The 24,952-nt window shown below is 64.5% G+C and carries 23 protein-coding genes; 10 read left to right on the forward strand and 13 right to left on the reverse strand.

Annotated elements, in window-relative coordinates; all coding sequences use genetic code 11:
- Nucleotides 1–62: 62 nt before the first annotated feature.
- The 13 genes from NCS00_RS27195 to NCS00_RS27255 all read right to left on the reverse strand — a co-directional run bounded on the left by NCS00_RS27195 (nucleotide 63) and on the right by NCS00_RS27255 (nucleotide 13,669).
- Entirely contained in the window at nucleotides 63–1,265 is a 1,203-nt protein-coding gene (locus NCS00_RS27195) for an acyl-CoA dehydrogenase family protein (protein WP_239295381.1), read from the reverse strand.
- 34 nt (nucleotides 1,266–1,299) lie between these two features.
- Nucleotides 1,300–2,988 (reverse strand): ABC transporter ATP-binding protein, encoded by a 1,689-nt coding sequence (locus NCS00_RS27200; RefSeq protein WP_250441477.1) that lies wholly within the window; start codon nucleotides 2,986–2,988, stop codon nucleotides 1,300–1,302.
- Between the two features lie 14 nt (nucleotides 2,989–3,002).
- Nucleotides 3,003–3,956, reverse strand: a complete 954-nt coding sequence (locus tag NCS00_RS27205) for an ABC transporter permease (protein ID WP_250441478.1) — start codon at nucleotides 3,954–3,956, stop codon at nucleotides 3,003–3,005.
- Between the two features lie 20 nt (nucleotides 3,957–3,976).
- Entirely contained in the window at nucleotides 3,977–4,957 is a 981-nt protein-coding gene (locus NCS00_RS27210; RefSeq protein WP_250441479.1) for an ABC transporter permease, read from the reverse strand.
- 12 nt (nucleotides 4,958–4,969) lie between these two features.
- Entirely contained in the window at nucleotides 4,970–6,568 is a 1,599-nt protein-coding gene (locus NCS00_RS27215) for an ABC transporter substrate-binding protein (RefSeq protein ID WP_250437300.1), read from the reverse strand.
- Nucleotides 6,569–6,764: 196 nt separating this feature from the next.
- Entirely contained in the window at nucleotides 6,765–8,102 is a 1,338-nt protein-coding gene (locus tag NCS00_RS27220) for an LLM class flavin-dependent oxidoreductase (RefSeq protein ID WP_008346778.1), read from the reverse strand.
- 131 nt (nucleotides 8,103–8,233) lie between these two features.
- The gene (locus NCS00_RS27225; RefSeq protein WP_250437304.1) at nucleotides 8,234–9,187 is read right to left on the reverse strand and encodes an aliphatic sulfonate ABC transporter substrate-binding protein; all 954 of its coding nucleotides are present in this window, start codon (nucleotides 9,185–9,187) and stop codon (nucleotides 8,234–8,236) included.
- A complete protein-coding gene (locus tag NCS00_RS27230) occupies nucleotides 9,187–10,515 on the reverse strand; it encodes an LLM class flavin-dependent oxidoreductase (RefSeq protein WP_008346780.1) in 1,329 nt (442 codons plus the stop codon). Before NCS00_RS27230 ends, NCS00_RS27225 begins: the two co-directional genes overlap by 1 nt.
- Nucleotides 10,516–10,539: 24 nt before the next feature.
- On the reverse strand, nucleotides 10,540–10,890 hold the full coding sequence (locus NCS00_RS27235; protein WP_033535827.1) for a DUF3088 domain-containing protein: 351 nt from the start codon (nucleotides 10,888–10,890) through the stop codon (nucleotides 10,540–10,542).
- 165 nt (nucleotides 10,891–11,055) lie between these two features.
- Nucleotides 11,056–11,277: a DUF6566 family protein gene (locus tag NCS00_RS27240; RefSeq protein WP_033535802.1), complete on the reverse strand. Its 222-nt coding sequence runs from the start codon at nucleotides 11,275–11,277 to the stop codon at nucleotides 11,056–11,058.
- A 141-nt stretch (nucleotides 11,278–11,418) separates the two neighbouring features.
- Entirely contained in the window at nucleotides 11,419–12,003 is a 585-nt protein-coding gene (locus NCS00_RS27245) for a c-type cytochrome (RefSeq protein ID WP_250441480.1), read from the reverse strand.
- A 25-nt stretch (nucleotides 12,004–12,028) separates the two neighbouring features.
- Complete coding sequence (soxC, locus tag NCS00_RS27250; RefSeq protein ID WP_250441513.1) at nucleotides 12,029–13,249, reverse strand: sulfite dehydrogenase; 1,221 nt, start codon at nucleotides 13,247–13,249, stop codon at nucleotides 12,029–12,031.
- A 243-nt stretch (nucleotides 13,250–13,492) separates the two neighbouring features.
- Complete coding sequence (locus NCS00_RS27255; RefSeq protein ID WP_250441481.1) at nucleotides 13,493–13,669, reverse strand: RidA family protein; 177 nt, start codon at nucleotides 13,667–13,669, stop codon at nucleotides 13,493–13,495.
- A gap of 580 nt (nucleotides 13,670–14,249) precedes the next feature.
- Between NCS00_RS27255 and NCS00_RS27260 the strand changes: the two genes are divergently transcribed.
- The 10 genes from NCS00_RS27260 to NCS00_RS27305 all read left to right on the forward strand — a co-directional run bounded on the left by NCS00_RS27260 (nucleotide 14,250) and on the right by NCS00_RS27305 (nucleotide 24,859).
- Nucleotides 14,250–15,443 (forward strand): porin, encoded by a 1,194-nt coding sequence (locus tag NCS00_RS27260; RefSeq protein ID WP_250441482.1) that lies wholly within the window; start codon nucleotides 14,250–14,252, stop codon nucleotides 15,441–15,443.
- A 290-nt stretch (nucleotides 15,444–15,733) separates the two neighbouring features.
- A complete protein-coding gene (locus NCS00_RS27265) occupies nucleotides 15,734–17,674 on the forward strand; it encodes an arylsulfatase (protein WP_250441483.1) in 1,941 nt (646 codons plus the stop codon).
- Nucleotides 17,675–17,681: 7 nt separating this feature from the next.
- Complete coding sequence (locus tag NCS00_RS27270) at nucleotides 17,682–18,722, forward strand: formylglycine-generating enzyme family protein (RefSeq protein ID WP_250441484.1); 1,041 nt, start codon at nucleotides 17,682–17,684, stop codon at nucleotides 18,720–18,722.
- On the forward strand, nucleotides 18,722–19,510 hold the full coding sequence (locus tag NCS00_RS27275; RefSeq protein WP_250441485.1) for a MetQ/NlpA family ABC transporter substrate-binding protein: 789 nt from the start codon (nucleotides 18,722–18,724) through the stop codon (nucleotides 19,508–19,510). The genes NCS00_RS27270 and NCS00_RS27275 overlap by 1 nt, the downstream gene beginning before the upstream one ends.
- Nucleotides 19,507–20,370, forward strand: a complete 864-nt coding sequence (locus NCS00_RS27280; RefSeq protein WP_250441486.1) for a hypothetical protein — start codon at nucleotides 19,507–19,509, stop codon at nucleotides 20,368–20,370. Before NCS00_RS27275 ends, NCS00_RS27280 begins: the two co-directional genes overlap by 4 nt.
- Nucleotides 20,371–20,683: 313 nt before the next feature.
- Nucleotides 20,684–21,775 (forward strand): ABC transporter ATP-binding protein, encoded by a 1,092-nt coding sequence (locus NCS00_RS27285; RefSeq protein WP_250441487.1) that lies wholly within the window; start codon nucleotides 20,684–20,686, stop codon nucleotides 21,773–21,775.
- Nucleotides 21,762–22,886: an ABC transporter ATP-binding protein gene (locus NCS00_RS27290; protein WP_250441488.1), complete on the forward strand. Its 1,125-nt coding sequence runs from the start codon at nucleotides 21,762–21,764 to the stop codon at nucleotides 22,884–22,886. The genes NCS00_RS27285 and NCS00_RS27290 overlap by 14 nt, the downstream gene beginning before the upstream one ends.
- The gene (locus NCS00_RS27295; protein WP_008346800.1) at nucleotides 22,883–23,776 is read left to right on the forward strand and encodes a carbohydrate ABC transporter permease; all 894 of its coding nucleotides are present in this window, start codon (nucleotides 22,883–22,885) and stop codon (nucleotides 23,774–23,776) included. Before NCS00_RS27290 ends, NCS00_RS27295 begins: the two co-directional genes overlap by 4 nt.
- Nucleotides 23,766–24,578: a carbohydrate ABC transporter permease gene (locus NCS00_RS27300; RefSeq protein ID WP_008346802.1), complete on the forward strand. Its 813-nt coding sequence runs from the start codon at nucleotides 23,766–23,768 to the stop codon at nucleotides 24,576–24,578. Before NCS00_RS27295 ends, NCS00_RS27300 begins: the two co-directional genes overlap by 11 nt.
- A complete protein-coding gene (locus NCS00_RS27305) occupies nucleotides 24,578–24,859 on the forward strand; it encodes a DUF2160 domain-containing protein (protein WP_175981569.1) in 282 nt (93 codons plus the stop codon). Before NCS00_RS27300 ends, NCS00_RS27305 begins: the two co-directional genes overlap by 1 nt.
- Nucleotides 24,860–24,952 lie beyond the last annotated feature (93 nt).

Genomic DNA, 24,952 nt, shown 5'->3' on the forward strand with positions numbered 1-24,952 from the left:
CGTCGATGCCTCGCGCGCCGCGCCTGAAAGGCGCGGCATCGTGTAGCGATCCGCGCAAGACGTCAGAACACGCGCCCTTCGGTCAGATGTGTCGTCACGCCGTTGAGCGCGTAATCGCCGATCACGCGCGCCTTATGCATCAGCGGATTGTGGCTGAAGATCGTGCGCAGATTGCGCCAGTGGCGATCGAAGTTGTGCGCGCGCGCCGTCGCCGATGCGCCGCCCGCTTCGAACATGCGCTCCGCCGCGCTCAACGCGAGCTTGCTGACGACGATCTGCGTGCGCGCCGTCGCGAGCGCGCCTTCCAGCACGAGCGCGTCGGCGCCGGCATCGCCGTTGCGGATCGCTTGCGACGATCGTTCGAGCACGCGCGCGTTGTCGCGCACGAGCGCATCGATCGCGTGACTGTTCGCGCTCAATTCGCCCACGACCTGCTGAATGAACGCATCCTCGCGCGCCGACGGCGCCGCGCTATGCAGCACGGGGCGTCCGTGTTTCAGCACATAGCGCTCCGCATCCGCGACGACGTTGCGTACGATGCCCGCCGCCACCGCCACCAGATGCAACTGACGCAGCGCGCCACCGTGACGGCCCGTGAGCGTCGTCTGCACGCGCGGCGTGACTTCGTCCGCGTACACGATCAGATCGTCGAACTCGAGACTGCCGCTCGCGGTCATGCGCTGCCCCATGCCGTCCCAGTCGTCGAGCACGCGCAGCCCCTCGCGTTGAACCGGCACGACGGCTATGGCGGCCTCGCCGTGTTCGTCCTGCACGTTCAGGCGCGCGTAGTCGGAGAACGCGGTGCCCGTCGCGTAGTACTTGCGGCCGCTCAGACGAAAGTGATCGCCTTCGCGCCGAAGTTGCGTCGTGATTTCGCCGGGGCGCGACGTGCCCGCTTCGGTCGATGCGCCGCCGAAGATCGCGCCTTCCGCCACGCGCTTGATCTGCAATGCATTGAACGGCGTGCGCGGCGCAAGCAGCAGCGCTTCGGTCTGGTCGAAGTGAATGCGCAACGCGTGCGCGACGTTGCTTTCGTGCGCGGCAAGCGTTGCGATCACGTCGAAGACGTCTTCGAGCGAGCCGCCGAGTCCGCCCCATTCGAGCGGAAAGCGCAACGTCCCGAGGCCCGATCGACGAAACAGCGCAAAGGCATCGAACGGCAGTTCGCGGCGCGCCTCGCGCGCGGCCGCATCTTCGCCGATGGCCTGTGCCAGCTCAGGCAGCGCGGCGAGCGCGGCTTCGAGTTTCTGATTTTTATTCGACATATGACGTGACGTTCCTATGGTATTGATGCGTGCTCTACGCGGCCTGCGCGTCGAATCGTTTGCCGGGAATCGCTTCGAGCAGCGTGCGCGTGTACGCATGCTTCGGCGCGCGCCATATCTCGCGATGATCGCCGCTTTCGACGATGCGCCCGCCATGCATCACATGGACGCGGTCGGCGATATAGCGCACCACCGAGAGATCGTGCGAGATGAAGAGATAAGCGAGCCCGAGGTCGCGTTTCAGCTCGACGAGCAGATTGAGTATCTGCGCCTGAATGGACACATCGAGCGCGGAGACGGGTTCGTCGCAGATCAGCAGCGCGGGCTCGAGCACGAGCGCGCGCGCAATGCCGATGCGCTGCCGCTGACCGCCCGAAAACTCGTGCGGATAGCGATCAAGCGCGGCGCTCGGCAAACCGACGCGATCGAGCATCGCGCTTGCGCGTCGGCGGCGTTCGCGCGCATCGGCGATGCCGTTCACGATCATCACCGTATCGAGGATGTCGCCGACGCTGCGGCGCGGATTCAGCGACGCATACGGGTCCTGAAACACCATCTGCACCTGCGCCCGCAGCGGGCGCAACGCGCGTTCGCTCAGGGGCGCGAGATCGACGCCGCGCAGCCGGATTGCGCCACCCGACGCCGGCACGAGACGCAGGATCGCTTTCGAAAGGGTCGACTTGCCGCAGCCGGATTCGCCGACGAGACCCACGGTTTCGCCGCGCGCGATATCGAACGACACGTCGTCGACGGCGCGCAACGCGCCCCTGCCATGCCGATGCACATAATCGACCGTCAGATGTTGCACCGAGAGCAGCGGCGCGTCGTTGTCGAATCGCGTTTCCGGCGCGCTGACGGGCGCAAGCGGCGTCACGTTGAACGCGGGCTTGTCATCGGCGCCTTGCACGTGACGAATCTCCGGCAGCTTCCAGTCGCGGTAATGCAACTCCGTCGCCACGTTCAGCGATGCGCCCAGCAGCCCGCGCGTGTACGCATGCCGCGGCCGCTCGAAGAGTTGACGCACCGGCGCTTCCTCGACCTTTTCGCCCGCGAGCATCACGGCGACGCGATCCGCATGTTCGGCGACGACGCCGAGATCGTGCGTGATGAGCAGCAGCGACATCGACAGATCGCGCCGCAATTCGGCAAGCAGTTCGAGAATGCGCGCCTGAATCGTGACGTCGAGCGCGGTGGTCGGTTCATCCGCGATCAGCAGACGCGGACGGCATGCGACGGCCATCGCGATCATCACGCGCTGGCGCTGTCCGCCCGACAGCTCGTGCGGATAGTCGAAGACGCGTCGATGCGGCTCCGGAATACGCACGAGATCGAGCAGTTCGACGGCGCGCTTCATCGCCGCTGGCTTCGACAGCGCTTCGTGCCGCCCCAATGTCTCGACGATCTGCGCGCCGACCGTGAGCACCGGATTGAGCGATGTCATCGGCTCCTGAAAAATCATCGAGATGTCGCGGCCGCGCACATCGCGCATTTCACGCGGGCTCAGCGCGAGCACGTCGCGTCCGTCGAAGCGGACGCTGCCCGTCACGCGGCCCGGCTCCGGCACGAGCCGCATGAGCGACAGCGCGGTCGCCGATTTGCCGCAGCCGGACTCGCCGACGAGCGCGAGCGTCTCGCCTTCGGCTATGTCCAGATCGATGCCGCGCACCGCGCGATGCGCGCCGAAACTCACGCGCAGATCGCGCACTTCAAGAAGATTCGCCACGGACAGGTCTCGGGTCAGGAACGTTCGCGCATGCGCGGGTTGAGTGCGTCGTTGAGGCCGTCGCCGAGCAGATTGAGCGCGAGCACCGCGAGCACGATCGCCGCGCCCGGCACGGCGGTCAGATACCACGCGGTGCGCAAGGAATCGCGCCCCGCGCCGATCATGCCGCCCCATGTGACGACGTTCGGGTCGCCCATGCCCAGAAACGACAGCGAAGACTCGATCAGGATCGCGCTCGCGACCATCACCGATGCGGTCACGATCACCGGCGGCAGTGCGTTCGGCAAGATCTCGCCGAAGATGATGCGCGCGTCGGAAAACCCCTGACTGCGCGCGGCGAGCACGAAGTCCGACGAACGCAGCGTGCGGAACTCGGCGCGCACGATACGCGCGACCGTCGGCCACGAAGCGATGCCGATGGCCAGCGCGATCACCGTCACGTTCGGCCGCCCTATCGCGACGATCACGATCACGAGCAGAAACGACGGCACGGTTTGAAACAGCTCGGTGACGCGCACGAGAAGATCGTCGATGACGCCGCCGAAGAAGCCGCCGATCGCGCCGACGAGCGTGCCGATGACGAGCCCGATCGCCGCCGCCGATGCGCCGATCAGCAGCGACACGCGTGCGCCGTGCGCGATGCCGGCGGCGACATCGCGGCCGAGCGAATCGGTGCCGAGGCGATACAGCGGGTCGCTGCCCGGCCATTCGAAGGGCGCGGCGACCATATCGAGCGGATCGCCGGGAAAAAGATACGGCGCACTCAGCGCAAGCGCGATGAACGCAGTCAGCAGCACGATGCCCGCGAGCGCGGACGGATTGCGCAGCAGCGCGCGCCACACGCCGCGCGAGGCGCGAGCGTAAGGCGCACGTTGAGCGCGCCGCGTGCCGAATAGCGCACCGGCGAGCTGGCGCCGCCACGCCGAGCCGTGGCCGGATGAAGCGAGTTCGGTGGAATCGGAAGCCATGCGTTTTCAGGTTCGATGAGTCAGACGATGCGTGGATCGAGCCACGCCTGCAGCAGATCGACCGTCACGTTGGCGACGATCACGAGCAGCGACGAAAGCAACAACACGCCGAGCAGCACGCTGAAATCGCGCGCCATGACGGCATCGAGCGCAAGACGCCCGAGGCCCGGCCAACTGAACACGGTTTCCGTGACGGCCGCGCCGCCGAGCAGCGTGCCGAAGTGAATGCCGACCATCGTCGTGAGCGGCATCAGCGCGTTGCGCAGCACATGACGCACGGTGACGCGCAGCGGATGCAGCCCCTTCGCGTGCGCGGTACGCACGAAGTCCTGGCGCTTCACTTCGAGCATCGCGGCGCGCGTGAGACGCGCGTAGATGGCGACGAAGAAAGTCGCGAGCGTCACGGCCGGCAGCAGCACATGTTTCGCGACATCGGCGGCATACGCGAAGCCGTGCAAGGACGGACCGACGGTGATATCGCCGCCGCTCGGCAGCCAGCCGAGATGCACCGAGAACAGCACGATGGCGAGCAGGCCGATCCAGAAGCCGGGCGTCGAATACAGCACGAGCGCGAGCACGGACAGCACGCGATCCGGCCACTTGCCCGCCCAATGCGCCATGACCGCGCCGAGCACGATGCCCGCGACGATCGCGAGGGCGAGCGCCGTGCCCATCAGCAGCAAGGTGTTCGGCAGCCGCGACAGAATCAGCTGCATGACGGGCGCGTCGTAACGCGGCGAATAGCCGAGACTGCCGTGCGCGAGATGCGACAGATACGCGCCGAGCTGATGCAGCACCGGCTGATCGAGGCCGAACTTCGCGCGCAATGCCTGCAGCGTTTCGGCGGTCGCGGAGCCCGCTTCGCCCGCGAGCACATCGGCGGCGTCGCCTGGCATCAGCTTCAGCAGGAAGAAGTTCAGGACCACGATGGCGAGCATCGTCGGCAAGGCCTGCCATGCGGTGCGCCGCGCGATGGCGGCGAAGCGCGTGCGTCGGTTCATCGGCGTCCGTCCTCAGGCGCTCAGCCACACATCGGCGAGATTGCCTTCCAGCCCCTGCGCCGACACCGTGTGATTGCGCACGCGCCGGTTCGCGAGCGTGACCATGCGCGGCGCGACGAGATTCAGGATCGGCAGGTCGCGATACACGATTTGCTGAAACTGCTGATAGAGCGCCACGCGCTTCTTCTCATCCGTTTCGATCGATGCCGATTCGAGCAGCGTATCGACTTCCGCATTGCTGTAGTGCGGCGCGTTCGAGAACGGCACGCCGGGCCGGATGTTCTTCGACCAGTAGAGACGCTGCACACCCACGCTCGGATCGAACAACGTATTCACGCCGATGCTCGTGAAGTCGAACTGACGGTCCGCATACACGCGCTTGAGGAACGAAGGCAGATCCTGCGAACGCACGGTCACGTCGATGCCCACACGCGCGAGCGCCGACTTCACGTAATCGGCCTGACGCCGGTACATGTCGCCATAAGGCAGGAAATCGTGCGTCAACTGGAAGCGCGGGCCGCCGTTCTTGCGCGGATAACCCGCGGCATCGAGCAGCTTTTCCGCGTTCGCGATATCGAATGCGTAAGGCGCGAGCTTCCCGTCGTGATACGGCGAGGCGGGCGTGATCGGCGTCGGAGAAATGTCGGCGTAACCGTAGGCGATCGTCTTCTGCACGATCTGCGGATTGATCGCATGGGCGATCGCCTGACGCACGCGCACGTCCTTCAGGATCGGATGCGCGAGATTGAAATCGATCTCCGAGAGCGGTTCCAGAAAGCGATAACCGCGCGTTTCCACGGCGAGCTGCGGCAATTGCGTGAGACGCGGCAGATCCGAAAGCGGCACCGGATTCTCGCCGCCGAGATCGAGCGCGCCGGTTTCGAACGCGGCGGAGCGCGCGGCGGCATCGGGAATCACTTTGAACACGAGCGAATCGATATACGGCTTGCCCGCGTCCCAGTAATCCGGGTTGCGCTCGTAGACGATGCTCGCGCCCCGCGTCCACGACTTGAAGCGGAACGGCCCGGTGCCGATGGGCGCGTTGTTATGCGGGTTCGTCAGCGGATCGCCGTTCGCGTAGAGATGCTTCGGCACGATCGGCGATTCGCCCGCCGACAGCGCCTTCAGCAGATACGGCGCGGGCTTCGACAATTCGATGATCGCGGTGCGCGCATCGGGCGTCGACACGCGCGTCACGTTGGCGAAGGTGCTGCGCCCGCGCGGATGGATCGACTTCAACAAGTCGATGGAAAACGCCACATCCGCCGATGTGAACGGCTCGCCGTCGTGCCACTTCACGTTCTGGCGCAGCGTGAACGTGTACTTGAGACCGTCCGGGCTCACGTTCCACGCGGTCGCGAGCTGCGCCTTCGGCTTCAGATCGAAGTCATAGGCGAGCAGGCCTTCGAGCACCTTCGAACTCGCGACGAGCGCGGGGCCCGTCGTCTGGAAGATCGATACGAGCACGGGCGGCTCGGGATTGATCAACATGTTGAGCGTGCCGCCACGCCTGGGTGCCGCTTCCTGCGCGAAAGCGAGCGAAGACAGGCCGGCGGACGCGAGCGCCGCGCCTGATGAGACCAGAAAATCGCGTCGGTTAAAGCCTGCCATGTGATGCCATTCCTCTCTGTTCGTTGTTCGACGGCCGAATATGACGCGCCGCGGCGATCACGATAAAACGGCTGCGCGCGCGCGTGAACGAACGGTTATGCATATGGAAAGCATGGCGACGCGAAAAGCATGTGACGTTGGGTGCAATGCCGAGAGGCGATCGCTACGCCACGCGCACCGCTCCCCCACCTCCCGCCTAATGCATGTCGAGCACCGCGCCCTCGGGCACCGACAACCCCAGATGGCTGCGCAAGGTCTTGCCCTCATACGCGCGACGGAAAATGCCGCGCCGCTGAAGTATCGGCACGACGCCTTCCGTGAAGGCTTCGAGACCATCGGGCAGCACGTCGGGCATCAGATTGAAGCCGTCGGCGGCGCCGTTCCTGAACCAGTGCTCGATGTCATCCGCGACTTGCTCGGGCGTGCCGACGATCACGCGATGTCCGCCGCCGCCCGCCAGCGCACGGATGAGCTCGCGCACCGTGTAGCCATGCGTGCGCGCCTGCGCGAGCGTCGCGTTGAAGAACGTGTGATTGCCGTTGCCGCCATTGGGCAGCGGCAAGTCGTCGGGCAAACGCCTGTCGAGCGAAAGCGAATCGACGGGCACGCCGAGCGTGCCAGCGATGCGGTTCAGGCTGTACTGCACCGGAATCAGATCGACGAGTTCGTCACGGCGTCGCAGCGCCTCGCTTTCCGTCGAACCGATGATCGTCGTCAGTCCCGCGAGCACTTTCACCGCGTTCGCGCCGCGTCCGTAACGCGCCGCGCGCGCGTTGAGATCTTCGCGATATGCACGCGATTCATCGAACGATTGCGAGGCCGAAAACACCGCTTCCGCGTGACGCGCGGCTAGCTCACGTCCGTCGCCCGATGCGCCCGCCTGCACCAGAACCGGATGACCCTGTGCCGAGCGCGGCAGATTCAGCGCGCCGCGCACGCTGAAGAATCGCCCACGATGATCGGCCGGATGCACCTTGTCGAGATCGACGAAGCGCCCGCTCGATTTGTCCGCGATGAATGCGTCGTCATCCCAGCTATTCCACAGCGTCTTGACGAGCGCCGCGAACTCGTCCGCGCGTGCATAGCGCGTTGCATGGTCGGGGACCGTGTCGTGACCGAAGTTGCGCGCGGACGGCAGGTCCGCGGTCGTCACGATGTTCCAGCCCGCGCGCCCGCCGCTGATCAGATCGAGCGTCGCGAATCGGCGTGCGATGTTATACGGCTCGTTGTAACTCGTCGATGCCGTCGCGATCAGCCCAAGATGCGTGGTCGCGGCTGCAATGCTCGTGAGGAGCATCGTCGGTTCGAGCGCCGTGATGGGGCGCATGTCGAGCTGATCGGAGATCGCGGCGCTATCGGCGAGAAAGATTGCATCGAGACACGCGCGTTCCGCCAGTTGCGCCAGGCGCACATAGTGGCTCACGTCGAGGAATACGTTCGGATCCGAATCCGGCAGACGCCATGCCGACGGCACGAATCCGGAATGAAGCGCGTTGATGTTCAGATGCAGTTGGCGCGGGGCATCGCCGCTCATGGAAAGCTCCACAGAAAGGGATAACTCTCCATCTTGTACGGGCGACGCGAACGACGCCACGAACGAATTCGACGAAGCATATGAAAAGCGGCGCTAAACGGATAAGGCTTGCGTAGCGCGCGCGTCGATCCTTACCTGATCTGCAACACCGCCTGGCGCACATCGATGCGGCGCGGAATCACCTTCGTATCGAAAGCCAGATTCGCCGAGTCCTGCTGCGCGCTAAGGACGTCGTCGGGAATCGGATAGCTCGCGCCCCACTCCAGGCGCGAGATCGCCCGGTTCCATACGGCGAGCGGCACGCCCGTATTGGCGGACAGAAAGCGCGCCGTATCCTGCGGATGCGCGAGGCTGTCGTTCGTCTGACGTGCAAGCTGATCGAACAGCAGACGCAGCGCGGCGGGATACTTTTGCGCGAAGTCGCGCGTCGCGATATAGAAGCCGTATTGCGGCACCGACAGATCCCCGATGGTGAGAATGGTCCGCGCGCCGGTGGTCAGTTCGGTGTCCGCGTAACGCGGATCGGGCACGGCCCACGCATCGATGAAGCCGCGCTCGAACGCCGAGCGCGCATCGCCATAGGACAGGTACGTGAACTGCGCGGCGTTCGGGTCCATGTGGGCATCCTGCATCGCCTTCAGCACGAACAGGTGCCCTTGCGAGCCCTTGGCGAAGGCGATCTTTCTGCCCTTCAGATCGCGCAGGTCCTTCACGGGCGAATCCTTCGGCACGACGATCGCATAGCTTTTGACGAGTCTCGGCGCATACGCCACATACACGACCGATGGCGCCGCGCCCGCCTGCGCCATGATCGGCGGCGTCGAGCCGACCGTGCCTACATCGACGTCGCCCGCATTGATGGCTTCGACGAGCGGCGCGCCATACACGAACTCGTGCCACGAAACCTTGACGTGATGCGAAGCGAAGGCCTGCTCCAGCTTGCCCGATGCCCGCAGCGCGACGAGACCGTCGCCCTTCTGGATACCGATGTTGATCTGCGCGGGATAGCCCTCGTCAGCGTGCGCGGCAAACGCGGCGGCGAAGCAACCGGCGGCGATGATGGATTTCAGGAAGCGGATCGGCATCAAGACTTGAAATAAGGATTGGCGGGACGTGCGAGACCGTAGTGACCGCGCAGCGTGGCGGCTTCGTACTCGCGCCGGAACAGGCCGCGCCTTTGCAGAATCGGCACGACATGCTCGGTGAAGTGCTCGAGCTGCGCGGGCAGTACGGGCGGCATCACGTTGAAGCCATCGGCGGCACGGCTTTCGGTCCAGTCGGCAATGACATCTGCAATCTGTTCGGGCGTGCCGGACAGCGTGAAATGCCCGCGCGCCGCCGCGAGCTTCCTCAACAGGCTGCGCAAGGTCGGACGCTCGCGCGCCACCAGTTGCGTGATGACTGCCGCGCGGCTTTGCGCGGCCTGCACCGTCGACGGGTCCGGAAAGTCATCGACGGACAGCGGCTGATCGAGCGGCAGCGTCGAGAAATCGTAGCCGCCGAAGCGGTTCGACAGGCGGCCGAGTCCCACGCTGACATCGGTGATCGAGTCGAGTTCGTCGAGCAGAGCGCTGGCTTCCGCTTCGGTCGAACCGATCGCCGCGCTGATGCCCGGCAGGATCACGATGTCCTGCTCCGAGCGGCCCGCGGCCCTCGCGCCCGCCTTGAGCTCGGCATAAAAGTCGATCGCGGATTGCTTCGTCAGATGCGCGGTGAAGACGGCTTCCGCATGGCGCGCGGCGAACGCCTTGCCCGTCGCCGACGAGCCCGCCTGCACCAGCACCGGATGCCCCTGTGGCGGGCGCGGCAGATTCAGCGGCCCCGCCACGCGATGAAACTTCCCGCGATAGCCGATCTTGCGCACGCGCGCCGGATCGAGAAAGCGTCCGCTCGACGCGTCATCGATGATGGCGTCATCGGCCCAGCTATCCCACAGTTGCGTGACGACTTCGAGAAACTCGTGCGCGCGTGCGTAGCGCTCCGCATGCTCGATCTGCTGCTCGTAGCCGAAGTTCGGCCCCGCGCCGCCGACCCACGAGGTCACGATGTTCCAGCCGATGCGCCCGCGCGAAATGTGATCCAGCGAAGCGAACTGACGCGCGAGATTGAACGGCTCGGTGTACGTGGTCGATGCCGTCGCGATCAGCCCGATGCGCGAAGTCGCCTGCGAAAGCGCCGCGAGCGTGGTGATCGGTTCGAGCGCGCCGGACGCGACGAATTGCGCGCCATCGCCGAGCGCGAGGGCATCGGCGAAAAACACGGAATCGAACAGGCTTTGCTCGGCCCTGACGGCGAGATCGCGAAAATAGTCGATATCGGTCAGCGCCTGGCGCGTCGCGCCGGAATGACGCCAGCCTGCTTCATGATGGCCGCGTCCGTGAACGAAGAGATTCAGATGTATAGGTCGGGGCATGAGCGAATAGTCTCGTTTGCCGGATCAGTCATGCACTTTGGGAAAACCGTGGCGCTCGGCGAGCAACGCGAGAATGCGGCGCGTATCGGTGACGAAGCGTTTCTCGCCGACGGTTTGCGCGTCGGACGGCGCGGGGTACGCATCGCCCAGCACCAGCACCGGCAGACTTTGATGCGCCTCGCTTAGTGCTTCGACCGCGGCCTTGCGGGGACGCTCGAAGGGCACGCGGCGGATATCGAGGCGCGCGTTGCGCGCCGGATCGCTTGCGAGCAGACCTTCGATCGGCGCACCGTCCGGGCAGATGAACACTTCGCCCGGGCGCTTCGGATCGGTGAAGCCCGGTTCCAGCAGAATGAGTAGATCGCGTTGGGTCATGGTCGACGTCATGCGTGGTTGAGAGCCGCCACAGCGTAACCATCCCGCGCGGAGATTGGAACGAATTGGATCTGCTAACCAAATCTGCGGCGCGCATGACGAAAGACGGATCGCGGGCGCCTTCCGGACCGACAGCTCATGCGGCTATCCGATGCTTCGTCGACGTTATCCGCGCTTCTTGCGCGCGCTGCGCTGATCGATCCACAGCCGCGCCCAGCGTGCCGCATAGGCGATCGCATGATCGCGCTCGAAGAAGTAATCGAGCGCATCGAAAGTGAAGCTTGCACCGTGCGCGTACCGGCGATGTTCGATCGTCAGGTTGGCCGCATACAAGCCGCTCGGCATGGCCTGAGCGGAGGGTGCAACCTCATAACCTTTGTATTGCATGGAGCGAGTCCTCGCGGCAAATTCAGGCAACATTGCCCGAACCGCTTCATGCTAGGGGCCGACGAACGCATGGCCAACCAATCCTTTTACGTTTGCAAATCACCGGCCGCATCGATTCGTCATTACGTCATGCCATGCAGGTCAAAGGCGTCCCGGTCGCGGATCCGGAACGAATCCATCGCGATTCGGCATGCGGATGGCGGCAAGCGAATGGGCATCGAGGCGGGCGTCGTCGGGAACGATGCCGTTCTGATTCAGGATCCACGCGCTCACGGCATACACCTCGTCCGCGCTCAGCGATTGCGGCGCGTTATAGGGCATCGCGCGGCGAATGTAATCGAAGAGTGTCGTCGCGTACGGCCAGTAGCTTCCGACCGTGCGCACCGGCTTCTCGCTCGCGAGCGTGCCACGCCCGCCGATCAGCCGGTCGCCCAGCACGCCCTCGCCTTTCGCGCCGTGACACGAGGCGCACTTGGCGGCGAAGATCCGCGCACCGGTCACCACGTCGCCGCTGCCCGCGGGCAGGCCGCGACCGTCAGGCGCGACATCGATGTTCCACGCGGCGATGTCCGCCGCGCTCACGGGCGTGCCGATCGTGCCGATCGTGCCGACAGCCGCGCGATGCGTTGCATCGTCCAACCCGGCCTGCGACGCGCGCCCGTCTAGCCACGGCCCCGAGCAGGCGGTAAGACACAGCGCCGTCAGACCCACGATCAGCGGGCGCACGGCGCGAAGTTGTCGAGTTGATTCCCTATGCATTTTTCACGCTGCCATCGGCGTCGACGCGCCATTGCTGAATGCCGTTGTAGTGGTAGTTCGAGTTCAGCCCGCGCGCGGCGACGAGCGCCTCGCGCGTCGGCTGGATGTATCCGGTCGAATCCGTTGCCCGCGAGAGGATCGTGGCCGGTTCACCGTTCCACACCCATCCCGCATGAAAGCGCGTGAGCGCGCGATCGCCGGGCGTGCCATCGAGCCGCGCCGCTTGCCATGAACGGCCACCATCGACGGATACTTCGACCTGACGGATCGCACCGCGTCCCGACCAGGCGAGCCCCACGATCGGGTAGTAACCGTGAGTCGTCAACTTGTGCCCGGGCGATGGCCGCGTGATGACCGATTTCGCATCCATCTCGAACACGAACTGGCGCGCGCGACCATCGGCCAGCAAGTTCGTGTATTTCGACGTTTCCTCTCGCGTTTCGAGCGGCGCGTCGACGAGCTTCAGCCTGCGCAGCCACTTCACGTTGGTGTTGCCTTCGAAGCCGGGGACCAGAAGCCGCAGCGGATAGCCGTTCTCCGGCCGCAGCCGCTCGCCGTTCTGCGCATACACGACGAGCGCGCGATCCAGCACGCGATCGAGCGGCAGGCTGCGCGTCATCGCGGCTGCATCGGCGCCCTCCGCGAGAATCCAGCGCGGCGCGTGGCCGTCGTTCGCAGCGAGCCCGCCGGCCGCCTCGATCAACGTCGAAAGCCGCACGCCGGTCCACTCGCAGCACGACAGAAGCCCGTGCGTGAGCTGAACGGGCAGCCCGCTCGGCCCCTTCCATTCGCTGGCGGTGTTGCCCGAACATTCGAGAAAGTGCACGCGCGACTCGGAAGGCAGCCGCAGCAAATCGTCCATCGTGAAGAGCTTCGGCTCGCGCACGAGGCCATGAATCACGAGCCGGTGCTGGTCCGGGTCGATATCCGGCACACCGGCGTGATGGCGTTCGTAGACAAGCCCGTTCGGTGTGATCGCGCCGTGCAGTTCGGCGAGCGGCGTCAGCGACGAAGCCGCTCCCGGCACCGGCCACGCACGCGCCGCGCGACGCACGACCTCGGATTCGCGCGGGGATGGCAGGCCATAGGGATGATCGAGAATCGGCGCGCCAGGCATGCGCGTCCACGGCTCGACGCTGAGCGGCTGCAAGAGTCCGGACGCCGCATTCGCGTGAGGCGCCACGGCTGCCGACAGCGCGAGGCCGCCCAGCATCCGGCGTCGCGGCGACGCGGGAGCGTGTTGCTCCGGCTTCGCGGGATCGCCCGGCCGTGTGGCGGAAAACGATGAGAAACGCGGGATTTTCGGCATGCTCGATGAGTCGGGCAGAGAAGACAGGCAGTCGGGCGCCCGATTATAGGTCGCGGTTTCGGGATGCCCAATCGCGATTGCGACTATGCAAATGACAAGGGTTGCTTAAGCGCCATCGTCTAACGCGTTCCTGCGAATGCGATGACATCATGAGTCGCTCACGCCGACGACGGCGCGCAGGATCACCGGCTGCCCGCCGCGCAACGACACGGCGCCGAACACCGAGCGCGCGTGCACGCCGGCATCGCCCAGAACCTCGACCAGCAGATCCGATGCGCCGTCGAGCACCTTCGCGTGGTCTTCGAAGGCGGCGTCGGCATTCACGAAGCCCCTGCACGTCGAGCACCTGCTTCACGCGTTCGAGCGAGCCGAGTTCATCGCGCAGCACGAGCAGCAGTTCCACCGCCGCCTCGCGTGCGAACGAAACGCCGTCTTCGAGCGTGAGCGTGTCACCCAGCCTGCCTTTGGACGGCTTACCGTCGATGGCGGCGCCCGCCGACTTGCCCGACACGAACACGAGATCGCCCCAGCGCGTGGCATTGCGATAGTTAGCCTTCGGGTTGCTCGAAGTGCGTTCGGGGTCGATCAGACGGTCGAGTCTTTCGTCAGCGCTCATGGTGCTCCTGTCGGTATGAATGCGTGACATCACGCGCAGCCGCTCATGTTATGCAGCAACGGCCGGCGCGCTAACCAACGAAGCCTCATATCGATATGACCGGCCTCGCGCGGCGCGAAGCGTTCGTTGCGCGCCTGCTCGCGATTTCTGCATCGCTTCTCCGATGTAATCCGGAATCCAAATCAGACGCTCCGACCATTACAAACGAAAAATCCTTTGTTGGACTTCGGTAAGCACGACCGTAGTATCCGGCTTCCTCGAACTCATGGTTAATACCTAAGGAAGCGAATGAAACGAGTCGCACTCGCCGGCGCCGCTGGCTTACTGGCCGCCCTTCCGGGCATCGTTCAGGCACAGAGTTCCGTCACCTTGTACGGGATCATCGACGCCGGCCTCGCCTATACGAACAATCAGCGTGGCGCATCCAACGTGCAGGCGACGAGCGGCAAGCTCAACGGCAGCCGCTGGGGCCTCAAAGGCATCGAAGATCTGGGCGGCGGCTACAAGGCACTGTTCACGCTCGAGAGCGGCTATCGCGTCAACGACGGCACACTCGCTCAAGGCGGACGCGAATTCGGGCGGCAAGCTTATGTGGGCGTGGCGAAGACGGGCATCGGCACGCTGACGCTCGGGCGTCAGTACGATCCGAACACGGATCTCGTTGCGCTCTTCGCGGGGCCGGGATTCTGGTCGCCCGCCACGCACGTCGGCGATAACGACAATCTGAATCAGACCTTCCGCATCAACAATGCCGTGAAGTTCAAGAGCGATACCTTCGCGGGCGTGACTGTCGATGCGCTCTACGGGTTCAGCAATCAGGCGAGCAACGGCGCGGGCGCGGGCTTCGGCAACAACCGCGCTTGGGGCGTATCGGCGAGCTACGCCAGCGGGCCGTTGCAACTCGGCGCGGGCTATTTGCTGCTCGATCATCCGAATGTCGCGTCGAACACGAGCGGCGCGGTCGGCGGTGCATCGACCACGTCCGGCGACGACTACAGCGGCGCCTTCTTCTATGGCCTGAACGGCGGCGTCGCGCGGCAGCAAGTGGCGGTCGCGGGCGGCAACTACGCGATCGGATCGGTCGCGACAGTCGGCTTCGCTTGGAGCCACACGCAGCTCGACTACAACGATGGCTCGTCGCGCAAGTTCAACAACTACGATGTGAACGGCCGCTACAACATTACGCCGGCGACGACGCTGATCGGCGTGTACACCTTCACCGATGGCCGCGCCAACAGTCTGCCCGGCACCGGCGGCGCGACACTCAAGCCGCGCTGGCATCAGTTCACGCTCGGCGTCGACTATGTATTGTCGAAGCGCACCGACCTCTATCTCTCCGGCGTCTATCAGCTCGCGGCGGGCGATGCCTCGACGCGCGTCGGCAACGGCTATCAGAAGATCGCGGCTATCGCCGACGCGGGCACGCCGTCGTCGACGAACCGGCAAGTGGCGGCGTTCGGCGGCGTGCGCGTGCGCTTCTGAGCTGCGAAGAACCGCATCGAACCGGTGAAAATCCCGCGGCGAAAGCGCGGAACGACACCCTCGATACGCTGCGCTCACACCGTTTCCCTACGCGCTTACACGAATCGGGCGCATCCGGAAGACACGCTCGAAGCCTCGTGCTTCGAGCGTCGCCGAGCGCATTCGCGCGACGCGCAATCGCGGTTCTTTCAAATCTCTGAAGGCGACAAGCAAAGCAGAAATCGATCTTTGGCGGCCTTGAGCCGGTTGCTAAGATCGCCGCTCGCTTTCAACGGACCGCCATAACGACAATGACCTTGCACCGCTCGATCGCTACCCGCCGCGCCGCCGTTGCGCTCGCCGTCGCCAGCCTCTTCGCGCTGGCATCGTGCGGCTCTTCCAGCGACAGCTCGCCGACGACCGCGCCGGTCGCCGCCGCCAAACGGCCGAACATCCTGTACATCATGGCCGACGATCTCGGCTACTCGGATATCCACGCGTTCGGCGGCGAAATCAACACGCCGAATCTCGATGCGCTCGTCGCATCGGGCCGCATCCTCACGAACCATCACACCGGCACGGTCTGCGCGATCACGCGCGCCATGCTGATCTCAGGCACCGACCACCATCTCGTCGGCGAAGGCACGATGGGCACGCCGACCGACGAACGCAAGGGCCTGCCGGGATACGAAGGCTATCTGAACGACCGGGCGCTCTCGGTCGCGCAGTTGCTGAAGGATGGCGGTTATCACACGTACATGGCGGGCAAGTGGCACATCGGCTCGGGAATCGTAGGCAGCACCACGGGCGGCGGGCAAACGCCGGATCAGTGGGGCTTCGAGCATAGCTATGCGCTGCTCGGCGGCGCCGCGACGAATCACTTCGCGCACGAACCCGCAGCCTCGAAAAACTACACGGAAGACGGTCAATACGTTCAGCCGGGACAGCCCGGCCAGCCAGGCGGCGCAGGCGGCAGTCCGAGCGTCTTCTATTCGACCGACTTCTATACGCAGCGCTTGATCTCCTACATCGATTCGAACAAGGGCGACGGCAAGCCCTTCTTCGCCTACGCAGCCTACACGTCGCCGCACTGGCCTTTGCAGGTGCCCGAGCCTTACTTGCACAACTATGCGGGCAAGTACGACGCAGGTTACGACGTCATCCGCAATGCGCGGATTGCCCGGCAGAAGGCGCTCGGCATCATTCCCGCCGATTTCAATCCGTATCAGGGCGCGCCGGAAACGCTGACCTCGTCGCCCGCCACGGCGAACAATGGCACCGCGAACGCGAAATACATCAGCGCCGTGCACAACGCCGCGCAAGGCTACAGCGACTATGGTCCCGGCACGGTCAACAAGTCGTGGAACAGCCTGTCCGCCGCCGAGAAGAAGGCGCAAGCGCGCTACATGGAAATCTATGCCGGCATGGTCGAGAATCTCGATCACAACATCGGCCTGCTGATCCAGCATCTGAAAGACATCGGCGAATACGACAACACGTTCATCCTGTTTCAGTCCGATAACGGCGCGGAAGGCTGGCCGATCGACTCGGGCGCGGATCCGACCGCGACCGATACCGCGAACGCATCCGATGCGGTCTATTCGACGCTCGGCACCGACAACGGTCAGCAGAACGCACGGCGTCTGCAATACGGCCTGCGCTGGGCCGAAGTCAGCGCGACGCCGTTCCGCCTCACCAAGGGCTACGCGGGCGAAGGCGGCGTATCGACACCGCTCATCGCACATTTGCCCGGACAGACGGCGCAGTTGCCCACCTTGCGCGCCTTCACGCACGTCACCGACAACACCGCGACCTTCCTCGCCGTCGCACAGATCACGCCGCCGACGCAGCCCGCGCCGGCTTCGATCAATACGCTTACGGGCGTCGATTCGAACAAGGGCAAGGTGGTCTATAACAACCGCTACGTCTATCCGGTCACCGGACAGTCGCTGCTCCCGATTCTCAAGGGCGACGGCACCGCGGAAGTGCACACCGCCGCGTTCGGTGACGAAGCCTATGGACGCGGCTATCTGCGCAGCTCCGATGGCCGCTGGAAGGCGCTTTGGACCGAGCCGCCGACCGGTCCCGCCGACGGTCACTGGCAGCTCTTCGACCTGCAGGCCGATCGCGGCGAGAACAACGACGTATCGGCGCAGAATCCGTCCGTCATCGACAGTCTCGTGCAGCAGTGGAACAGCTACATGAGCACGGTGGGCGGCGTCGAACCGCTGCGGCCGCGCGGCTACTACTGAGCGCGCGATGAGTCGTCGATGGACATCCGTTGCAGGCGCCGGCGCCGTGACGCTCGCGTTGTTCGGCGCGGGCTTCGGCGGGGCGCTCGCCGTGAACGCGGAGCACGGCTTCGATCCGCGCAATCTCGCGCGCACGCTGGCGCCGCTCGGCTCCGAGCAGCAATGCGAACGCTATTCGGGCATTCCCGCCAAGTGGCGCGACGATCCGCGCGCGGGCATGGTGCACCTGCGCGGCGGCGAATTCGTCTTCGGCAGCACACAGGGTTATGAGGACGAGCGCCCGGTGGGCGATGGCAAGACGAAGGTCGGAGCCTTCTGGATCGACCAGACCGATGTAACCAACGCGCAGTTCGCCGCTTTCGTCGACGCGACGGGCTATGTGACCGAAGCCGAGCGTCAGGGCGGCGCTGTCGTGTTCCATGTCCCGACGCGCGAAGAAATGAACGCACGCGATCTCGCGTGGTGGTCGTGGGTGAAAGGTGCGTCGTGGAAGCATCCCACGGGATCGTCGAGCACATGGAAAGGGCACGAAAATCGTCCGGTGACGATGGTGACGCTCGCCGACGCCCTCGCCTACGCGCACTGGCTCGGCCGCGATCTGCCGAGCGAGGCCGAGTGGGAATACGCGGGCAAGGCCGGGCGGGAAGGCGCGCAGCTCGACGCCGCTCCGCGCGATGCGCGCGGCAAGCCATCGGCGAATTACTGGCAAGGCGTGTTTCCCGTGCTCGACTCCGCCGAAGACGGCCATGCGGGTTTGGCGCCGGTCGGTTGCTATGCGGCGAACGATTTCAGGCTGTACGACATGATCGGCAACGCATGGGAATGGACGAAGGATCCTTACACCGGTCCGCGTCAGCCGCATTCGAACGGCGACACGGCGGCGGTGATCCCAGCGCGCAAGCACGACACGGCCATGGTCATCAAGGGCGGCTCGTTCCTGTGCGCGCAGGATTATTGCGTGCGCTACCGGGCGTCGTCGCGCGAGCAGCAGGAAGCGGATTTGCCCGCGTCGCATATCGGCTTTCGCACCGTGCTGAGGGACGGCTGATGCGCGCGCGATTCGTTTTCGCGGGGGCGGTTCTGGCAGCCTCCTTCGTGACGACGGCGCATGCCGCGGAGCAGACGGTTCGCATCGGCGTGATGCCGGGCGAGGAAGCGACGATCGTCGCGCATGTGCGTGAAGTCGCCGCGAAGCAGGGCTTGCCGCTCGCCGTCGTGACTTTCGACGATGCCGCGCGCATCGACGCCGCGCTCGCAAACGGTACCATCGATGCCGCCAGTTTCGAGGACGAAGCCAGCCTCGCCGCCCGCAGCGCGCGCAACGGCTACGCGATCGAAAGCGTCGCCGCGACCGTGACCTTGCCGATGGCGCTCTACTCGCGCAAGCTCGCATCGATCGCCTACTTGCCGCGCGGCGCGACCGTCGCCGTTCCGGCCGATGCCGCCGGCACCGCGCGCGCATTGATCCTCCTGCAGAACTATGCGCTCATCACGCTGAAGGACGGCGCGGGCCTTCATCCGACGCTCGGGGATATCGCCGGCAATCGCTTCGATCTGAAGATCCGCCGGGTGGAACGCGCGAAGCTCTACGAAGCGCTCGACACGGCGAGCTTCGTCGCGATGAACGCCGACGACGCCGCGCGCAACAACCTGAAGCCGGGCCGCGACAGCATCGGCATCGAAGATGCGCGCTCGCCTTATCAGCATGTTCTCGCCGTGCGTACGCGCGACGCGAAGGCCGCCTGGGTCGGGCGACTCGTTCGTGTCTTTCATTCCGACGACGTCGCGCATTTCATCCTCACGCAGTATCAGGATTCCGTGCGCCGGCCTTGGTGAATAGCTACTCGTTCGACTGCACCGCGTGCGGCAAATGCTGCAACAGTCCGCCGGCGATGTCGCTACGCGAACTGTTCGAACACCGCGACGTATTCGTCGGCTGCATCGCGCTCGGGCGTATGCCGCGAGGCGCAGACACGCCACTGCACGCGTTTCCCGTCGATGAGGCCAGTGCCATCACCATCACGACGCTTGCGCTCGATTACCCGTCGCTCGGCCGCTGTTCCGCGCTTGCGCATGACGGGTTGTGCGGCCTTCATGCAAAGGGCAAGCCGGATCAGTGCATCGCGGTGCCGCTCGACCCGCTCGTGCCCGATCACCTGCAACATGCGGTGCTTGCGCAGCGCTCGCGTGGCGCGGGATGGATCGGCGCGCAATGCATCCGCCCGGGCGAGCATCCGGGTGCGTTGCTCCTCAAGGCTGGCGAGATCGTGGATGAAGAGGCCAAGGCGGCCGTGCAACGCAGACGGCACGCGCTAGGCATCGAGCGCGAGCTATGGGCCGCGCCGTTGTTCGATGTCCTGAGACGCGACTTCGCCGATCCGCGCCGCGCGCTCGCGATGCTTCCTTCCGACGGTTATCGCACCATTGCGAGCGTGCCGGCGCTCATGGGTATCGGCACGTTATCGACGGCGCTCGCGCGCGCGTGCATCGCCTATATCGATGCGCAGACGGCGCTGATACACCGGAACGTCGCGCAGGCCGTGCAACGCCGCCGCCTCGACGACCGGCCGACGACGCAGACACTGCGCGGTTTCTCCGATGCACTTCAGCATGCACGCGCGCATCTCCGCGCGCTGCCCGAACGCACCGCAGCCTCGCCGCTCGCGAAAGACGCCGAGGCGTGGTTTCTCTTCTGAGGCTCGGCGAATGCGCCGTTCGTGCCGACGGGCAGCATACGAATCCGCCTTTTTGCTACGCAGCAATCGGACCGTCCAACGTGCGTCTAAAGAAATTGAGTCAATGCTCTATTTCAACGTATCTCATGCCGATCGCCCCCAGCCCGCAGCCGGTTTCCGGATTTCATCCTGTCGTAAGGTTTACCCCGATTTAAACGCAAACCAACAAAAGGGACATTCTGGCTGCTGCATGTAATCGAAGCGCAACCCAATTGACGTCATTCTGAAGCGCCAGCTCTGCGGCTGGCGTCGTGCATGCCGAGAGGAGAGCGATTTGGTCCTTGAACTGGAGCGGGTCAGCGTCGTTTCTGGCGGGCAGCCGTATCTGTACGGCGTGGATTTGCGCCTTGTCCCAGGCGCCATCAACGTGCTTCTCGGACCCACGCAGGCCGGCAAAACCACGCTGATGCGCGTGATGGCGGGTCTCGACAGGCCGAACGACGGCCGGGTGCTCGTCGACGGCCAGAACGTGACAGGCGTCAGCGTGCGCCAGCGCAATCTCGCGATGGTCTATCAGCAGTTCATCAACTACCCCGCGATGACGGTGTTCGAGAACATCGCCTCGCCTTTGCGTCTGCAAAAAACCGACCCTGCCGAAATCCGCCGGCGCGTGCACGAAGTCGCGGCCCGACTGCATATCGACCATTTGCTGGAGCGGCGGCCAGGCGAACTGTCGGGCGGACAGCAGCAGCGCTGCGCGCTCGCGCGTGCACTCGTGAAGCGCACGTCGCTGGTGCTGCTCGACGAACCGCTCGTCAATCTCGATTACAAGCTGCGCGAGGAATTGCGCCTCGAACTGGCCACGCTTTTCGCCGACGGCAAGACGACGGTCGTCTACGCGACCACCGAACCGCTCGAAGCGCTGCTGCTGGGCGGCCATACGGCAATCGTCGATAAAGGCCGGGTTCTGCAGTTCGGTCCCACGCTCGATGTCTATAACGCACCGGTCAACGTCGCAGCCGCAGCCGTCTTCAACGACCCGCCGATGAACATGCTGACGAGCGACTGCGGCAACGGCCGCGCGCGTCTGCCGATCGGCGTCGAGGTTCCGGTCCGGCACGGTCTCGCCGCGAACGGCGCATGCCGCATCGGCATCCGGCCCGGGCACGTGCGTCTCGAGGCGAAGGCCGCTCGTGCGATCGCCGTTGCGTGCCGGCTCGAACTCGCTGAACTGAGCGGCTCGGAAACATACCTGCACTTGCGCACGCTGACCGGCGCGGTCGACCTGGTTGCGCAATTGCAGGGCGTGCATCAGATCGAGCTCGGCACGCAGCTCGATGTTTTCATCGACCCTGACGAACTGTTCGTGTTCGGCGCGGATACCCAACTGGTGTCCAGCCCGGAGGCAGCTCATGGCGTGCATTGAGTTCCAGAATCTCGGGCACGCGTACGGACCGGCCCCCGCGACGCTCGACGACTACGCGCTTCAACCCATGAGCATGGTCTGGGATGACGGCGGCGCTTACGCGTTGCTCGGGCCATCGGGTTGCGGCAAGACCACGCTGCTGAATATCGTGTCGGGGCTCGTCAAGCCGTCGGAGGGCAAGGTGTTGTTCGACGGACGCGACGTGACTGCGCTCGGCGCACGCGAGCGCAACATCGCGCAAGTGTTCCAGTTCCCCGTGGTCTACGACACGATGACCGTGTTCGACAACCTCGCGTTTCCGCTGCGCAATCGGATGATGTCGACCGCCGAGGTCACGAAGCGCGTGCACGAAGTCGCGGAAATCCTCGATATGACGCGCGACCTGCCGCTCAAGGCGAGCAATCTGGCCGCCGACGCCAAGCAGAAAATATCGCTCGGGCGCGGCCTCGTGCGCAAGGACGTGGCGGCGATTCTCTTCGACGAACCGCTCACCGTGATCGATCCCGCGATGAAGTGGATGCTGCGCCGGCAGTTGAAGAAGATCCATCAGCAACTCAAGCTCACGCTTATCTATGTGACGCACGATCAGGTAGAAGCGCTGACTTTCGCGGATGAAGTCGTGGTCATGACGAATGGCCGCGTCGTTCAGAAAGGCGGAGCCGATGCGCTTTTTCTGCGGCCGGATCACGCTTTTGTCGGCTACTTCATCGGCAGTCCGGGCATGAATCTCTGTCCGATCGAGCTCGACGCAGACGGCGCAAAAATCGGCTCGCAGCGCCTGCCGCTCGACGCGGGCACGCTCGCGACGCTACGGGCCGCGCATCAGCAGACAAACGGCGCGCTCAAGCTGGGGATTCGCCCGGAATTCGTACGGCTTTCGCATGAAGGCGGAGCGGGTGCGCTCAACGCGCGGGTGCTTCGCGCACAGCAACTCGGCAACTATCAACTGGTGTCCGCGCAATGCGACGGCCATGTGTTCAATGCGAGGCTCGAACCGCATGTACGGATTGTCGACGGACCTGCCTGGCTGCATCTGGTTGCGCCTGAGACCGTATTCTTCTGCAACGACGAACGAATCGAAACACGCATCTCCGAAGAGGCCGCGCGATGAAGCCCGTCAATCAGAAAGCGTGGTTGCTGGTCGTTCCGGTGTTCATCTGCGTCGCGTTCTCCGCGATCCTGCCGCTGATGACCGTGGTCAACTATTCGGTGCAGGACATCATCGGCCCGACGCAGCATGTGTTCGTCGGTACGGAGTGGTTTCGCAACACCATGACCGATCCGGATTTGCGCCAGGCACTCGGCAGACAGGTCATTTTCTCTGCGTGCGTTCTGCTGTTCGAGATTCCATTGGGCGTGGGCCTCGCACTGTCGATGCCGGCTTCGGGATGGCGCGCATCGGCGACGCTCGTCGTGCTCGCCATGCCGTTGCTGATTCCATGGAACGTGGTGGGCACGATCTGGCAAATCTTCGGGCGCCCGGATATCGGACTGCTCGGCTACTGGCTCAATAGTCTCGGCTTCGACTACAACTACACGGCGAGTCCCACCGCCGCATGGCTCACGGTGCTGGTGATGGACATCTGGCACTGGACGCCGCTCGTCGCGCTGCTGTGCTATGCGGGCTTGCGCGCGATTCCGGACGCCTTCTATCAGGCCGCGGAGATAGATGGCGCAAGCCGCTTTGCGGTATTCCGCTACATCGAGTTGCCGAAGATGCGCGGCGTGCTGATGATCGCCGTGCTGCTGCGCTTCATGGACAGCTTCATGATCTACACCGAGCCGTTCGTGCTGACAGGCGGCGGACCCGGCGATTCCACGACCTTCCTCAGTCAGTACCTGACGCAAAAAGCGGTCGGCCAGTTCGACCTCGGCCCGGCCGCGGCTTTTTCGCTGATCTATTTCCTGATTATTCTGCTGTTGTGCTTCATTCTCTATAACTGGATGAATCGCGTCGGCAGAGGCGGCCCCGCTGCGCAAGGAGACGACCATGCAGGATAAGCGCCGCTGGATGCGGACGTTGGTGCTCGTCGTCTATATGCTGTTCGCGCTGATTCCGCTTTACTGGATGTTGTCGATCTCCCTGCGCACGAACGAGGAGACCATGTCGACGTTCGCCACGCTGCCGCAGCACGTCACGTTCGACAACTACAAGGTGATCTTCACCGATCCCTCGTGGTACTGGGGCTACATCAATTCGATCATCTACGTGCTCATGAACACGGTGATGTCCGTGCTGGTCGCGCTGCCTGCCGCGTATGCGTTCTCGCGTTATCGCTTTCTCGGCGACAAGCACATGTTCTTCTGGCTGCTCACCAACCGCATGACGCCGCCCGCCGTGTTCCTGCTGCCGTTTTTCCAGCTCTATTCGAGCATCGGCCTGACCGACACGTACATTGCCGTCGCACTCGCGCACATGCTCTTCAACGTGCCGCTTGCCGTATGGATTCTCGAAGGCTTCATGTCGGGCGTCTCGCGCGAGATCGACGAAACCGCGTATATCGACGGTTATACGTTTCCCGCCTTCTTCGTGAAGATCTTTCTGCCGCTCATCAAGTCGGGCGTCGGTGTCACGGCTTTCTTCTGCTTCATGTTCAGCTGGGTCGAACTGCTGCTCGCGCGCACGCTGACTTCGGTCAACGCGAAACCTATCGCTGCCGTGATGACGCGCACCGTGTCGGCGGCCGGCATGGATTGGGGCGTGCTCTCGGCTGCGGGCGTGCTGACGATCGTTCCCGGCGCGCTCGTGATCTACTTCGTGCGCAACTACATCGCGAAGGGCTTCGCGATGGGGAGAGTGTGATGTTCACGTGGATGTACTGGACGCCCGAGGTGGCGATTTTTTTCGGCTGCATCGTCGTGATGCTGGGCGGCATGACGGTATGGGAACTGTGCTCGCCGACTCATGAACGCAAGGGTTTTCTGCCTATCGCGACGACTCGCGGCGATCGCCTTTTCATCGGCCTGTTGACTGCCGCTTATGTGAATCTCGCGTGGCTTGCGATCAGCGCGGAGGGCTCGAGTTCGTGGCCGGGCTTCGTAGCCTCGGTGCTGGTGCTGCTCGCGATCATGTGGAAAGGCTAGCAAACCGACGCATGCAGCGATGACTGACAACTGCCGGTTCCGCTGATGCCCCCAGCGGGCGCCGACAAGATCGAAGGGGCACGGAAGACACAG

The organism is Caballeronia sp. AZ1_KS37 (genome assembly GCF_023631165.1).
GTDB classification, from domain to species: Bacteria; Pseudomonadota; Gammaproteobacteria; order Burkholderiales; family Burkholderiaceae; genus Caballeronia; species Caballeronia zhejiangensis.